13 protein-coding genes are annotated in these 13,415 nt (G+C 64.3%); 10 read left to right on the forward strand and 3 right to left on the reverse strand.

Annotated features, from left to right (window positions below; all coding sequences use genetic code 11):
- Positions 1 to 75: 75 nt before the first annotated feature.
- The gene (gene hrcA, locus HB630_RS25855) at positions 76 to 1,164 is read right to left on the reverse strand and encodes a heat-inducible transcriptional repressor HrcA (RefSeq protein ID WP_213775545.1); all 1,089 of its coding nucleotides are present in this window, start codon (positions 1,162 to 1,164) and stop codon (positions 76 to 78) included.
- Positions 1,165 to 1,310: 146 nt separating this feature from the next.
- On the opposite strand from hrcA, the gene rph reads away from it, so the two are divergent.
- From rph to hemW, 3 genes are read left to right on the forward strand one after another with little or no spacing between them, the layout of a single operon-like run.
- Positions 1,311 to 2,024, forward strand: coding sequence for a ribonuclease PH (rph, locus tag HB630_RS25860; protein WP_213775546.1), 714 nt, complete (start codon positions 1,311 to 1,313; stop codon positions 2,022 to 2,024).
- A 24-nt stretch (positions 2,025 to 2,048) separates the two neighbouring features.
- Positions 2,049 to 2,684 (forward strand): RdgB/HAM1 family non-canonical purine NTP pyrophosphatase, encoded by a 636-nt coding sequence (rdgB, locus tag HB630_RS25865; protein WP_213775547.1) that lies wholly within the window; start codon positions 2,049 to 2,051, stop codon positions 2,682 to 2,684.
- Positions 2,671 to 3,828 (forward strand): radical SAM family heme chaperone HemW, encoded by a 1,158-nt coding sequence (hemW, locus tag HB630_RS25870; protein ID WP_213775548.1) that lies wholly within the window; start codon positions 2,671 to 2,673, stop codon positions 3,826 to 3,828. Before rdgB ends, hemW begins: the two co-directional genes overlap by 14 nt.
- A gap of 57 nt (positions 3,829 to 3,885) precedes the next feature.
- Here the strand turns inward: hemW and HB630_RS25875 are convergent, their stop codons facing one another.
- Positions 3,886 to 5,109: a penicillin-binding protein activator gene (locus HB630_RS25875; RefSeq protein ID WP_213775633.1), complete on the reverse strand. Its 1,224-nt coding sequence runs from the start codon at positions 5,107 to 5,109 to the stop codon at positions 3,886 to 3,888.
- A 237-nt stretch (positions 5,110 to 5,346) separates the two neighbouring features.
- On the opposite strand from HB630_RS25875, the gene rsmI reads away from it, so the two are divergent.
- The 7 genes from rsmI (at position 5,347) to HB630_RS25910 (ending at position 12,366) form a co-directional block, all read left to right on the forward strand.
- Positions 5,347 to 6,306: a 16S rRNA (cytidine(1402)-2'-O)-methyltransferase gene (gene rsmI / locus HB630_RS25880; protein ID WP_213775549.1), complete on the forward strand. Its 960-nt coding sequence runs from the start codon at positions 5,347 to 5,349 to the stop codon at positions 6,304 to 6,306.
- Positions 6,293 to 6,712, forward strand: a complete 420-nt coding sequence (locus HB630_RS25885) for a YraN family protein (RefSeq protein WP_213775550.1) — start codon at positions 6,293 to 6,295, stop codon at positions 6,710 to 6,712. Before rsmI ends, HB630_RS25885 begins: the two co-directional genes overlap by 14 nt.
- 36 nt (positions 6,713 to 6,748) lie before the next feature.
- On the forward strand, positions 6,749 to 7,696 hold the full coding sequence (gene gshB, locus HB630_RS25890; RefSeq protein ID WP_213775551.1) for a glutathione synthase: 948 nt from the start codon (positions 6,749 to 6,751) through the stop codon (positions 7,694 to 7,696).
- A 335-nt stretch (positions 7,697 to 8,031) separates the two neighbouring features.
- Positions 8,032 to 8,835: a Flp pilus assembly protein CpaB gene (gene cpaB / locus HB630_RS25895; protein WP_213775552.1), complete on the forward strand. Its 804-nt coding sequence runs from the start codon at positions 8,032 to 8,034 to the stop codon at positions 8,833 to 8,835.
- Between the two features lie 34 nt (positions 8,836 to 8,869).
- Positions 8,870 to 10,327: a type II and III secretion system protein family protein gene (locus tag HB630_RS25900; RefSeq protein WP_213775553.1), complete on the forward strand. Its 1,458-nt coding sequence runs from the start codon at positions 8,870 to 8,872 to the stop codon at positions 10,325 to 10,327.
- A 39-nt stretch (positions 10,328 to 10,366) separates the two neighbouring features.
- Entirely contained in the window at positions 10,367 to 11,104 is a 738-nt protein-coding gene (locus HB630_RS25905) for a CpaD family pilus assembly protein (RefSeq protein ID WP_213775554.1), read from the forward strand.
- Positions 11,101 to 12,366, forward strand: coding sequence for an AAA family ATPase (locus HB630_RS25910; protein WP_213775555.1), 1,266 nt, complete (start codon positions 11,101 to 11,103; stop codon positions 12,364 to 12,366). The genes HB630_RS25905 and HB630_RS25910 overlap by 4 nt, the downstream gene beginning before the upstream one ends.
- A gap of 135 nt (positions 12,367 to 12,501) precedes the next feature.
- Here HB630_RS25910 and HB630_RS25915 read toward each other — a convergent pair whose 3' ends face one another.
- A complete protein-coding gene (locus HB630_RS25915; protein ID WP_213775556.1) occupies positions 12,502 to 13,323 on the reverse strand; it encodes a tetratricopeptide repeat protein in 822 nt (273 codons plus the stop codon).
- Positions 13,324 to 13,415 lie beyond the last annotated feature (92 nt).

Genomic DNA, 13,415 nt, shown 5'->3' on the forward strand with positions numbered 1-13,415 from the left:
TCGGGGATTTGCTGGCCCGGGATATCGTGCTTTAGGCGACGAAAATCAAGCTCTCGAAGCGCGGCGCAGGCGGGTTCACCCGCCCAGCATCCGGCTGACGATGCGGGCGGCATAATCCACGGTCGGGATCACCCTTGCATAGTTCAGCCGAGTCGGCCCGATCACGCCGAGGACGCCGACGATATGGCCGGCGCCGTCGCTATAGGGCGCAATGATGGTGGACGAACCGGACAGCGAAAACAGCTTGTTTTCCGAGCCGATGAAGATCCGCACGCCATCGCCGCTTTCGGCGCGGCCGAGCAGATCGATCACGCCGCGCTTGGTTTCGAGATCGTCGAATAACAGCCTGATGCGTTCGAGGTCATCGAGCGCGTGCAGATCTTCCAGCAGATTGGCGTGCCCGCGCACGATGAGTTGCCGGTCCTCATTGTCGCCGCCGGACCAGCTTGCAAGGCCCGCGGCGATCACCTTCTGCGTGAGATGATCGAGCTCGGTGCGGTCCTGCGCCAGCGCGGTTTCCAGTTCCAGACGAGCCTCCGCCAGCGTGCGCCCCCTGATGCGCGCGTTGAGAAAGTTGGAGGCTTCCGTCAGCGCCGAGGGGGGAACTCCGGAAGGCAACGTCAGCACGCGGTTTTCCACCTGGCCGTCTTCGCCGACCAGCACCGCCAGCGCCTTTTCCGGTTCCAACCGCACGAATTCGATGTGCTTCAGCCGCGAATTGGATTTGGCCGTTAACACCACCGCCGCGGCCCGGGTCAGGCCGGACAGCCGGGTCAACGCTTCGCCCAGCGCGGCCTCGACCGACTGCGCGCGGCCGACGGCGGCGAGCTGGGTCTGGATCGATTGCCGCTCCGCCTCGGTGAGATCGCCGACCTGCATCAGGGCGTCGACGAAGAAGCGCAACCCCAGTTCGGTCGGCAGCCGGCCGGCCGAGGTATGCGGCGCGTAAATCAGGCCAAGCTGCTCGAGATCCGACATCACATTGCGGACCGAAGCCGGCGACAGCGGTACCGCGATCAGCCGCGCGATATTGCGCGAACCGACCGGCTCGCCGGTGGCGAGATAACTTTCTACGATTTGACGAAATATGTCGCGCGAGCGCTCATTGAGCTGCGCGAGCCCGGCATATGGCGCCATCAGACTGATCGGATCGTGGTGGGCCACTGGCTACTCCCTGAGACAACCGTCCCTAATCTGTCCATCGGGCGGCCCGGTGACAAGCCATCATCGGTGCCAAAGGCCTTGCCGCACCGCCCAGCCGCCCCTACAAGCACGGCCAACCCTTTCCGCTGATTTTTTGGAGAATTCCGATGCGGCCGAGCCGCCGAGCCCCCGACGAACTGCGTCCCGTGTCGCTGGAACGCGGGGTCGTCAAATATGCCGAGGGTTCCTGCATGGTGAAATTCGGCGATACCCATGTGCTGGTGACGGCCACGCTGGAAGAGCGGTTGCCGCCGTGGCTCAAGGGGCAGGGCCGGGGCTGGGTCACGGCCGAATACGGCATGCTGCCGCGCGCGACCCTGGAGCGCACCCGCCGCGAAGCCGCCGCCGGCAAGCAGGGCGGCCGCACCGTCGAGATCCAGCGCCTGATCGGCCGCTCGCTGCGCGCGACCGTCGATCTTGAAGCCCTGGGCGAACGCCAGATCACGGTGGACTGCGACGTATTACAGGCCGATGGCGGAACCCGTACCGCCTCGATCACTGGCGCCTGGGTCGCCCTCGCCGACTGCATCGGCTGGATGAAGACCCGGAACATGGTGAAGGGCAACGTGCTGCGTGACAATGTCGCGGCGGTCTCCTGCGGCATCTATAACGGCACGCCGGTGCTCGACCTCGACTACGCCGAGGATTCGGAAGCCGATACCGACGCCAATTTCGTCATGACCGGTGACGGACGCATCGTCGAGGTGCAGGGCACGGCGGAAAAGACGCCGTTCTCGCAGGACGAATTCCTGGCGCTGATGGCGCTGGCGCGCAAGGGCGTGGCGCGGCTGGTCGACCTGCAGAAAATAGCGGTCGCGTAATCGGGATGGCGTAGACTGCAAGCCATGCACCGCCGAATCACTGGCCAGCTCGTGATCGCGACCCACAATCCCGGCAAGCTTGCCGAGATGCGTGAATTGCTGGCGCCTTACGGCATCGAGGCGGTGTCGGCCGGCGAGCTTGGCCTGGATGAACCGGAGGAGACCGGTACGAGCTTTCGCGCCAACGCACAGATCAAGGCCCTTGCAGCGGCGAAAGCCGCGCAGTTGCCGGCCTTCGCCGACGATTCCGGACTGGTGGTCGATGCGCTCGACGGCGCACCTGGAATTTATTCCGCACGCTGGGCCGGCCCGAACAAGGATTTCACCGGCGCGATGACGCGGATCGAGCGATTGCTGCAAGAGCGCGGCGCGACCACGCCCGAGCAGCGCCGGGCGCACTTCGTTTCCGCCCTGTGCGTGGCCTGGCCCGACGATCATATCGAGGAAGTCGAGGCGCGCGCCGACGGCACGCTGGTATGGCCACCGCGCGGAACCGCAGGCTTCGGCTATGATCCGTCGTTCATGCCCGACGGGCATACACGCACCTTCGGCGAAATGACCAGCATCGAAAAGCATGGCCTGCCGCCGCTGGGGCTCGGCCTGTCGCATCGGGCCCGCGCCTTCGTCAAGCTCGCGGAGATTTGCCTTGAGCCGCGCTGACCGAGAAGCCTTCGGCGTCTATGTGCATTGGCCGTTTTGCCTGTCGAAATGCCCCTATTGCGATTTCAACAGCCATGTCCGGCATGCGCCGATCGACGAGGAGCGCTTCGCGCGCGCCTTTGCGCGGGAAATCGAAACCACGGCGGCGCGCGCGCCTGGCCGCGAAGTGACGTCGATTTTTTTGGGAGGCGGCACGCCGTCGCTGATGCGGCCGCAAACCGTCGGCTCGATCCTGGATGCGATCGGAAAGCATTGGCGCGTGGCGTCGGATGCGGAAGTGACGCTGGAGGCCAATCCCACCAGTGTCGAGGCGACGCGGTTTCGCGGCTATCGCGCCGCCGGCGTCAACCGGGTCTCGCTCGGCGTGCAGGCGCTCGACGATGCCTCACTGAAGGCGCTGGGGCGTCTGCACACGGCGCGCGAAGCACTGGATGCGGTGGCGATCGCGCGCGGCGCCTTCGATCGTTACTCGTTCGATCTGATTTACGCCCGTCCCGACCAGACGCCCGAAATGTGGGCCGATGAACTGAAGCTCGCCATCTCCGAGGCCGCCGAACATCTGTCGCTCTATCAGCTCACGATCGAGGAGGGCACGCCGTTCTTCGGGCTGCATGCCGCCGGCAAACTGAAGACGCCGGATGAAGCCGTCGCGCGCGCGCTCTACGACGTCACGCAGGAGGTCTGCGCGGCGCAGGGCCTACCGGCCTACGAGATTTCCAACCATGCGCGCGCGGGCGCGGAATGCCGGCATAATCTGGTTTATTGGCGCGGCCGGGAATATGCCGGCATCGGCCCGGGAGCGCATGGCCGCCTCGACATCCACGGCGCAAGACATGCGACCGTCACCGAAAAACGGCCCGAGGCGTGGCTGATGCGGGTCGAATCGATCGGCCACGCCATCGTCACCGACGACATCCTGAACAGCGAAGAGCGCGCCGACGAATTCCTGCTGATGGGCCTGCGTCTGGCCGAGGGCATCGACCCCGAACGCTACGCGGCCTTGTCAGGCCGCGCGCTTGATCCAGACCGCATCGCGACGCTGCGCGAGGAAGGCGCCATCATTGTCGACGCCGATGGACGGCTGCGGGTGACGCAGTCCGGATTTCCGGTGCTCGATGCCGTGGTGGCGGATCTGGCGGCGTAATTCTTTCCAATGCCGTCCCGGCGGGAACGCATGGTCGCGCGCCCGGCACGACGAAAACTACGTCCCGAAGCTCTTGGGCGATCCCGCGACGGCCGCGCCGCCGCCCGATCCCACCCGCATCACCGCAAGGCCGCGCTCGTTGGTGCCGTCGGCGCGAAACCGGAACAGGCCGTCGATGCCCGAAAAGCCGGACGGATTGGTCAGCACGTCGGAGGAAAAACGCTGGGGCCCCTGGGTTCGCGCCAGCGCTGCGACCAGCGCCACCGAATCATAGGCCAGCGTCGCGGTTCGCACCGGGTCGGAGCCGTATCTGCCGCGGTAGCGGCCGGAAAAGCTTCGGAAGCCGGACGGATCCGGCGCGGCATAGAAACCGCCCTGCAAGGCCGCGCTCGCAAACACGCGCGGATTGTCCCAGAGGCCGGTACCGAGCAGCTGGACATTGCGCAAATTCGCACCCGCCGCGGTCAGCGCATCGGCGACCGCCGCCACCGAATCGCCGTCGTCGGCGATGAACAGCGCGTCGGCCGTATTCAGCGACTGCGCCACGCTGCGCACGGCGGCGGTGCGATCCGCGCCATATTTCTCAAACGCCGCGATACGCCCGCCGCGCCGCGGCACGGCCTGCTTGAACGCCGCCTCGACCACATTGCCATAGGCATTGTCGGGCAACAGCGCGGCAAAGGAGCGTTTTCCGATGCTGGTGGAATATTCGATGATCCGGTTGACATCGGACTCCGGCAGGAAGCTCAACAGATAGACGCCGCGGCCGGCCACGCTCGAATCGGTCGAGAACGCGATCACCGGGACACCGCGCGCCCGCGCCAATTGCGCTGCCGCCGGGACCGATATCCCAAACAGCGGACCCAGGATGATCTCCGCCCCCTCGTCGAGCGCCTGCTGCGTTCCCTGCTGCGCGCCTTGCGGGCTGCCGGCGTCATCCTTGATCAGAAGCTGGATATTGGGATTCTGGAATTCCGCCAGCGCCATCTCGGCGGCGTTCTTCATCGATTGCGCCGCGATGCCGGCATTGCCGGGCGCCGACAGCGGCAGCAGCAATCCAACCTTGACCTGCCCGTTGCCGACCGCGAGCGGTTGTTGCGGAGGCCCGGCCGGACCAGGCGCCGCGGGACCGGGCTGCGAACCGAATGGGCTGGAAAACTGGCTGAGACCCTGCTGCACGCCAGAACAGGCCCCAAGCAAGGGGGCGCCGAGAATCAGGCCAACCACCGTCCGCCGGGTCGTCCCGACGGGCTGGGATTTGCGATTGAGCGGGCCTACCATCACATCTCTTCTCTTGACCGACCACCATCGGCCAGGACTTCACCTCCCAATCATCAGGAGACGCGGATTCAGGCATATTGTCGGCGAATAGTTAACCAAAACAAAAGGATTATACCCGTGCGGCAACCCCGCCGGTGGGCGAAATTCCGGCTTCTCTCGTGTCGTGCCGAGCACCGGCTCCCGGGATTCCCGGGCTGGATCGTGGCGCCGGCGCCCCGTTCCATCTAGATTGAGCTGATGCGCGCAAAGGCTGCTTCCCCAGATACCATCGAAGGCGTCACGGGCTTCACCGCCCGCCGGTTTTCCATTGGCGGCGAGACCCTGGCTGCGCCAAAAGCCGCACCCGGCCTTTATCTGGTGGCGACCCCGATCGGCAATCTCGGCGACATCACCTTGCGGGCGCTGGAAACGCTGGCCGGCGTCGACGTCATCGCCTGCGAAGATACCCGAATCACCCATCGGCTGACCGAGCGCTACGCGATATCGGCGCCATTGACTCCCTATCACGAGCACAACGCGGCCGCAGCGCGGCCGAAAATCCTGGCGCGGCTGGCGCAGGGCGCCTCCATCGCCCTTGTCTCCGATGCCGGCACCCCCTTGATCTCCGATCCCGGCTTCAAGCTGGTGCGCGAGGCCTGTGCAGCCGGTTATCCCGTGACCGCCCTTCCCGGACCTTCCTCGATACTGGCGGCGCTGTCGGTCGCGGCATTGCCCACCGACCGGTTTTTCTTCGAGGGATTCCTGCCCGCCAAGGCAACGGCACGCCGGGCGCGGCTGGCCGAGCTTGCCAAAATCGACGTCACGCTCGTCCTGTTCGAATCCGGCAGCCGGATCAGGGATACGCTTGCCGATCTCGCGGAGATCATGGGTACACGCGACGGCGCGATCTGCCGGGAACTGACCAAGCTGCACGAGGACATTCGCCGGGCGCCGATCGCCGAATTGGCCAAAGCGGCGGATGGGCTGGAGATTCGGGGCGAATTTGTCGTGGTGATCGGACCGCCGCCGGCCGACGCCCAGCTCATGAACGAAGACGAGCTGAACGAAGTCTTGCGAGACCGGCTCAAGCACGACAGCGTGAAGGATGCGGTTGCGCATGCGGTGGAGCTTTCGGGGCGCCCGCGCCGCGAGGTCTACGCCCGCGCGCTTGCACTCGCCAGGGAGAGCGAAGCGGAAGACGAAGATGGCGAAGGCTGACGATATCCGTTCCCGGCCCGCGGCGGCTCCTGTGAAGGCCGCCGCGCCGGCGCGCGTTGCGGCGTTTCGCACCGGGCTCTCGGCGGAGGCCAGAGCCGCCGCGTTCCTGATGGCCAAGGGCTACCGCATCCTCGCCAAACGCTTCCGCACGCCCTATGGCGAGATCGATCTGGTGGCGCGGCGGCGCAATCTGCTCGCCTTCGTCGAGGTCAAGGCCCGCGCCAGCCTCGATGAGGCCGCTTATGCCGTGACGCCGCGTCAACAACGGCGCATCATCGATGCCGCCCGGGCCTGGCTGATGGCGCATCCCGAACATGCCGAGTTCGACCTGCGTTTCGACGCCGTGCTGATTGCGCCACGGCGTCTGCCGCGCCATCTGGTGGCGGCCTTCGACGCCAGCGCGTAACATCCTCTTCAACAAGACCAACCAGCGGGCCTGCCCATGAAACTGAATGTCGCCGTCCAGATGGACCCCATCGCGCGCATCAATATCCGCGGCGATTCGACCTTCGCGCTGCTGCTGGAAGCGCAGAAGCGCGGCCACGGCCTGTCTTACTACACCCCCGACAAGCTCTCACTGCATGGCGAAGAGTTGGTGGCTCCGGTCCAGACGCTCACCGTGCGCGACGAGGTCGGCAATCATTTCACACTGGGCGAGCCGCGGCGCGAACCGCTTGCGGCGTTCGACGTCGTCCTGCTGCGGCAGGATCCGCCGTTCGATCTCGCCTACATCACCTCGACGCATTTTCTCGAGCGGATCCATCCGAAGACGCTGGTCGTCAACAATCCCGCGAGCGTGCGCAACGCGCCGGAAAAAATATTCGTGATGGATTTTCCGCAATTGATGCCGCCGACTTTGATCTCGCGCGATCTCGACGAGATCAACGCGTTTCGCGACCAGCATGGCGCGGTGGTGATGAAGCCGTTGCACGGACATGGCGGCGCGGCGGTATTCCGCGTGATGCCGCAGGACATGAATTTCGGCTCGCTATTCGACATGTTTTCGGTGACGTTCAAGGAGCCCTGGGTGATCCAGCGTTTCCTGCCCGAGGTCAAACACGGCGACAAGCGCATCATTCTGGTCGACGGCGAATTCGCCGGCGCGGTCAATCGCGTGCCCGCGGCCGACGATCTGCGCTCCAACATGGTCCGCGGCGGCGCCGCGCAAGCGACCGAGCTCAGCCCGCGCGAGCGCGAGATCTGCGCGACCCTCGGCCCGGCGCTGCGCGAGCGCGGGCTGCTGTTCGTCGGCATCGACGTCATCGACGGCAACCTCACCGAAATCAACGTGACGTCGCCGACGGGTATCCGCGCCATCGCGCGGCTCGGCGGGCCGGACATCGCGGCGAAAATCTGGGACACCATCGAGGCGAAGCGGGCAAAGGCTTGATTCAAAGCTTCGCATTCGCGACGAAACGCCGAAATGATTAAGGCCGCTATGCGGCAGCGTTTTCGCGCATCGTCCTTGAGCACGCCGGCGTGATCGCCGGCAAATGGCTGTTTTTCAAATGGCGCCGTCCGGCGCTTACAAGAAAGTACGGCAACTTCTGTTTCGAGGGATAACACTCCGTTCACCATGCGGAGAAATCCCCGCACAGCTTGCCGTAAACCCGCCGCTCCTCAAGCAGGCTTATACTTTTGCTGCTTAGTCATGCACAGGGAAGAAGCTGAGACTGCCGCCGTGCAGCTCAGATGTCCCGGCGTGAGAGCAGATAGTAAAAGCGTATGAATATCGCCCGCATTGTTGTCCTGACCATCGCTCTCGGTGCCGGCGGTGTTGCCGCTTATCTTGCGAGCGGCGGCGGGTCTGACAGCAGGCCTCCACAAGCCCAGCCGGTGGCCCAATTGCAAACCGTGGACGTGCTGGTTGCGAAGGCCGATATCGGTCTCGGCCAGACGGTCAAGCCCGAAGACATGCAATGGCAGACCTGGCCCGCGGCAACGGCGAGCAACAATTTCATCCGCCGCAGCGAGCGTCCCGACGCGACCACCCAGATTGCCGGTTCGATCGCGCGTGTCCCGATCATCACTGGCGAGCCGATCCGTGAACAGAAGCTGGTCAAGGGCAATGGATCGGGCTTCATGGCGGCGATCCTGCCCTCCGGGATGCGCGCCATTTCGACCGAAATCTCGCCCGAGACCGCCGCCGGCGGCTTTATCCTGCCGAATGACCATGTCGACGTCATTCTTTCGAGACACCTGAAGAATCCGGATCACGCCAGTTCGAACGACGTCGTTACCTCGGAAGTCATCCTGGCCAACATCCGCGTGCTCGCGATTGATCAGGCGCCGAAGGAAAAAGACGGCCAGAACACCGTGCTCGGCAAGACCGTCACACTCGAATTGAAGCCCGAGCAAGCCGCGATTCTTGCCGCCGCACGTCAGAGCGGCACGCTGGCGCTGGCGCTGCGCAGCATGGCCGACGTCAACATCGTCGAGAGCAGTGCCGACGATCAGGCCCCCAAACGTGGCAACGGAATCAACGTCGTCCGTTACGGCGTCTCGACCCCTGCATCCACACAGAAGTGAACACGACACAGAAGTGACCAAGAGGACGACGGAAATGACGTGCAGGGGAAATCAGCCGATCGTGCGGACCTTTCTGGTCCGCGCGCTGTCGTTCTCGCTCGTGGCGGCATTGACATTTAACCTGGCTCCGATGGCAATCGCGGCGGGCGACTCGCACACCGAAGCGCCGATTTCCTCCGGCGGGCAAAAGGCGCGCTTTCTCGCACTCGGCATCGGCAAATCGGTGGTGATCGATTTGCCGCGCGACATCAAGGATGTGCTGGTCGCCGACCCCAAGATTGCAAACGCGGTCATCCATTCATCGCAGCGCGCCTATATCATCGGCACGGAGGTTGGCCAGACCAACGTCGTGTTCTTCGATTCCGACGGCCAGCAGATCGCCGCCTATGACATCGCCGTCAAGCGCGACCTCAACGGCGTGCGCGCGGCCCTGAAACAGGCCATGCCGAACGCCGACGTTCAACTCGAGGGCGTCGGCGACGGCGCGGTGCTGACCGGCACCGTATCGAGTCCGGTCGAAGCGCAACAGGCGGGCGACCTGGCCACGCGGCTGGTCGGGAGCGCCGACAAGGTTGTCAACTCGATCGTCGTCCGAGGCCGCGATCAGGTGATGTTGAGAGTCACCGTCGCCGAGGTCGCGCGCTCGATCGTCAAGCAGATGGGCATCGACCTCAGCGCCAGCCTGAATTACGGCAACACGGTCGTAACCTTCAACAATTCGAACCCGTTCACGGCAAACGGCGGTCCGCTGGTCTCCGGCAACAGCCTGACCGGCACGTTCGGCAGCGCCCCGTCGGTCACCGCCACCATGCGGGCGATGGAAAGCGCAGGCCTGATCCACACGCTGGCCGAGCCGAACCTGACCGCGATCTCGGGCGAGTCCGCGACCTTCATCGCCGGCGGCGAGTTTCCGGTGCCGACCGGCGTCACCTGCCAAACGCTGGCGTCGGGAGCCGTCGGACAATGCGCACCGTCGATCTCGTTCAAGAAGTTCGGCATCTCGCTCAATTTCACGCCGGTCGTGCTGACCGAAGGCCGGATCAGCCTACGGGTGATGACCGAGGTCTCTGAAATCTCGAACGACAACTCGATCAATATCAGCGGCATTTCGGTGCCGTCGATCAAGACCCGCCGCGCCGAAACGACGCTGGAGATTCCGTCGGGCGGCTCGATGGCGATGGCCGGACTGATCCAGGAACAGACCAAGCAGGCCGTCAACGGAATGCCCGGCGTGGACCAGTTGCCGGTCCTGGGCCAGCTTTTCAGAAGCCAGGACTTCGTCAACAACCAGACCGAGCTGATGGTTCTGGTGACGCCCTATATCGTTCGGGCGGTCTCCCAGAAAGAGCTGTCGCGCCCTGACGACGGGTTCGCGCCGGCGTCGGATTCGCAATCGGCGCTGCTGGCCCGCATCAATCGAATCTACGGCGTTTCAGGCCGCGTCGAGCAAGTCGCAGGCTACCCGTGCAATTTCGGCTTCATCACCGACTGAGACGGAACCGACCGGCCAACGCGGGACGAGGACAGAACGATGACAAACAGAACTTTGAACCATCGCCGCCGAACCTTGGGTGTGCTCGGCGCACTCTCGGGCCTTTCGATCGCACTGGGAGCCTGCACCACCTCGGACGGTGAAGTTACCGCGAGCGTTCCTGAGGATTACCGCCTGCGGCATCCGATCGCGATTCGGGAAACGGACCAGTCGGTCGTGATCTTTGTCGGGCATGGGCGCGGCGGCCTGTCCGCATCGCAACGTACCGATGTATTGGGGCTGGCGCAAAGCTGGCGACGCGAAGGAACCGGCGCGATCGTGGCCGACGTTCCGGTCGATACCCCTAACGCGGCGGCGGCCGCGGATGCATTTCGCGAAATTCGATCGGTGCTGTCGTCGGCCGGCGTGCCGCCGCGCGGCATTACGGTGCATCGCTATCGCCCGGATGACCCGCGCCAGTTGGCGACGATCCGGCTGAATTATCCCAAAATCGCGGCTGTGGCCGGTCCTTGCGGCCTGTGGCCCGCGGATGTCGGACCGTCACTCTGGGATCCGAGCTATTCCGAGAACAAGTCCTATTACAATTTCGGTTGCGCCACCCAGCGCAACCTGGCGTCGATGGTCGACAACCCGTCGGACCTGGTGCAGCCGCGGCCGGAAACCCCGGCCTACACGGCGCGGCGCACGGAAGGTTTCGAGAAGTACCGCAAGGGCACCACGACCGCGACCATCTATCCGGAAGCCGACAAGGCCGAACTCAGCGATGCAGGAAAATGATCAGCCGCGCCCGTCAAAATTCCAAGGAACAACCGGACATCACACCGATCGAGGACGATTACATCGCTCCAGCGCCTCGGGTATCGGTGCAGGCCTTTTGCGAAACCGAGACGACCGCGAGCGTCGTGCGATCGGCGGGTGAAGACCGTCGTCTCGCCAAGGCCCATCTCTCGGTCCATATGGGCGGCATGGCCGCCGCGATCGACGCCTATCACAAGGCGCCGACGCCGAACGTGATCGTGCTGGAAACCGAAGGCGACAGCGATATCCTCGTTGGCCTCGACGAACTCGCGACGGTGTGCGACCCCGGAACCCGTGTCGTCGTGATCGGCAGCGCCAGTGATATCACCCCCTATCGCGAACTGGTACGCCGCGGCGTCAACGACTACGTCGTCGGGCCAGTCGAAGCGATCGACGTGGTGCGCTCGATTTGCAGCCTGTTCTCGGCGTCGGAAGCCATCATGGCCGGCCGGGTCATCGCCGTGGTCGGAGCCAAGGGCGGCGTCGGCGCCTCCACCGTCGCGCATAATATGGCTTGGGCGATCGCCCGCGATTTGGCGATGGATTCCGTGGTCATCGATCTCGACCTTGCGTTCGGCACCGCCGGCCTCAACTACAACCAGGATCCGCTGCAGGGCATCGCCAATGCGGTGTTCTCGCCCGACCGGCTCGATACCGCGGTCGTCGACCGCTTGCTGGCGAAATGCACCGACCATCTCAGCCTGCTGGCGGCGCCGGCGTCGCTGGAGCGGGTCTATGATTTCGGCGCCGAAGCGTTCGATGCGATCTTCGACACCTTGCGCATGACGACGCCCTGCATCGTGCTGGATGTCCCGCATCAATGGTCGGGATGGACCAAGCGGGCTCTGGTCGGCGCGGACGACATCCTGATTGTCGCCGAGCCCGACCTGGCCAATCTGCGCAACGCCAAGAACATGCTGCACATGCTGAAATCGGCGCGGCCGAACGACCGCGTGCCGCTATATTGCCTCAACCAGGTCGGCATGCCGAAGCGGCCGGAAATCGACGCCCGCGGATTCGCCAAGACGGTCGAGAGCCAGCCGATTGCGTCGATTTCCTTCGATTCGAAAATGTTCGGCACAGCCGCCAATAACGGCCAGATGATCGCGGAGATTTCTGCCAATCATCGCACCGCCAAGACGTTTCTGCAGATGGCGCGGCGGCTGACCGGCCGCGGTGAGCCCAAAAAGCAGCAGCGCTCGCTGCTGGCTCCGATTCTCAAGAAACTTCGGGCATCGTAATTTGCTGGTGCCCTTTCGGTTCTGATTGAATCAGAGCCGGCTCTCCTGTTTTGTTTTAACGCGTCTTCTTCACGCGAACCGGAATCTTCGCGCGAAAACGCGATAGACACGGCGCTTCGTGAGCGGCCGTAAGGATCAGTCGGCTTGTCCGGCGGAAGCCATCGGAATCCTAGCATCCGCATGGGCGTTGTCTTTGCGCGACAGCAATCGTCTTAGATAGGTGACGTTCGCGGCGGCTTCCTCGGGCGGGCGGCCCGCCTTCACGATATTTTCAGCCTCGGCAAGACGGCCTTGCAAGCCAACCACCAACGCCAGATTCAGCCGCACGCGCGGATCCGCGCCCGCATGGCTGTTGGCGCGGCGCAAAATTTCTTCCGCCTTGGGCAGGTCTTTTGAGAGAACATATGAAAGACCGAGATTGGACAGCACCGAAGGCTCATCCGGTGCAATCCTCAGCGCGCTTGCATAATATTGTTGCGCTTCGTCGTATCGGCCAAGCTGATCGAGCGCGGCTCCCTGCGCCGACAGGATCCGCCAATCCGGATTGTCGGGGCTGTGGGCGCGGCTGAGGACATCGAACGCTTCCTGGAAGTCGCCATTGTCGGCCAGCGCCCGCCCGTAGCCGGCCAGCAGCGCCTTGTTGCTGGGGTCGGCGATCGTCGCCTTTTCAAGCACCGCAACCGCCTGGGCCCGCTGTCCCTCGGCACGGAGCGCCTTGCCATATTGCAAGGCCGCGTCGGCATCCTTGGGATTGGCGCGAAAGCGGTCGCCGTAGACTTCCACGTCGTGCCGGGGGTCGGCCGCGCTGCTTGCTTCGGCTTTATCGCCCAGCGCGCCGGTAATATCCGACATGCCCGATGTCTGACAGCTACAGAGCCCGGCTACCAAAATCGCTGAGGAGGCTGCGGACGCAAGGCGTCTCGCGAAGCGGTATCGTTCGAACAATTGCCGGCACATACACTTTGACCTGGGGTCAGCGACTGTTCAGAAATGCACACAGTAACCCTAAATTCCGGTTAAACAGGCGGCACCTTTTCGTTGCCGCCGCA

This window comes from Bradyrhizobium sp. dw_78 (assembly GCF_018449525.1).
Taxonomy (GTDB): domain Bacteria; phylum Pseudomonadota; class Alphaproteobacteria; order Rhizobiales; family Xanthobacteraceae; genus Bradyrhizobium.

Excerpts from the sequence above, each read along its gene's own strand:
- rph (WP_213775546.1), top strand. The coding sequence starts at position 1,311 with ATGCGGCCGAGCCGCCGAGCCCCCGACGAACTGCGTCCCGTGTCGCTG.
- rdgB (WP_213775547.1), top strand. The coding sequence starts at position 2,049 with ATGCACCGCCGAATCACTGGCCAGCTCGTGATCGCGACCCACAATCCC.
- HB630_RS25875 (WP_213775633.1), bottom strand. The coding sequence starts at position 5,109 with ATGGTAGGCCCGCTCAATCGCAAATCCCAGCCCGTCGGGACGACCCGG.
- rsmI (WP_213775549.1), top strand. The coding sequence starts at position 5,347 with ATGCGCGCAAAGGCTGCTTCCCCAGATACCATCGAAGGCGTCACGGGC.
- HB630_RS25885 (WP_213775550.1), top strand. The coding sequence starts at position 6,293 with ATGGCGAAGGCTGACGATATCCGTTCCCGGCCCGCGGCGGCTCCTGTG.
- gshB (WP_213775551.1), top strand. The coding sequence starts at position 6,749 with ATGAAACTGAATGTCGCCGTCCAGATGGACCCCATCGCGCGCATCAAT.
- cpaB (WP_213775552.1), top strand. The coding sequence starts at position 8,032 with ATGAATATCGCCCGCATTGTTGTCCTGACCATCGCTCTCGGTGCCGGC.
- HB630_RS25900 (WP_213775553.1), top strand. The coding sequence starts at position 8,870 with ATGACGTGCAGGGGAAATCAGCCGATCGTGCGGACCTTTCTGGTCCGC.
- HB630_RS25905 (WP_213775554.1), top strand. The coding sequence starts at position 10,367 with ATGACAAACAGAACTTTGAACCATCGCCGCCGAACCTTGGGTGTGCTC.
- HB630_RS25910 (WP_213775555.1), top strand. The coding sequence starts at position 11,101 with ATGATCAGCCGCGCCCGTCAAAATTCCAAGGAACAACCGGACATCACA.
- HB630_RS25915 (WP_213775556.1), bottom strand. The coding sequence starts at position 13,323 with ATGTGCCGGCAATTGTTCGAACGATACCGCTTCGCGAGACGCCTTGCG.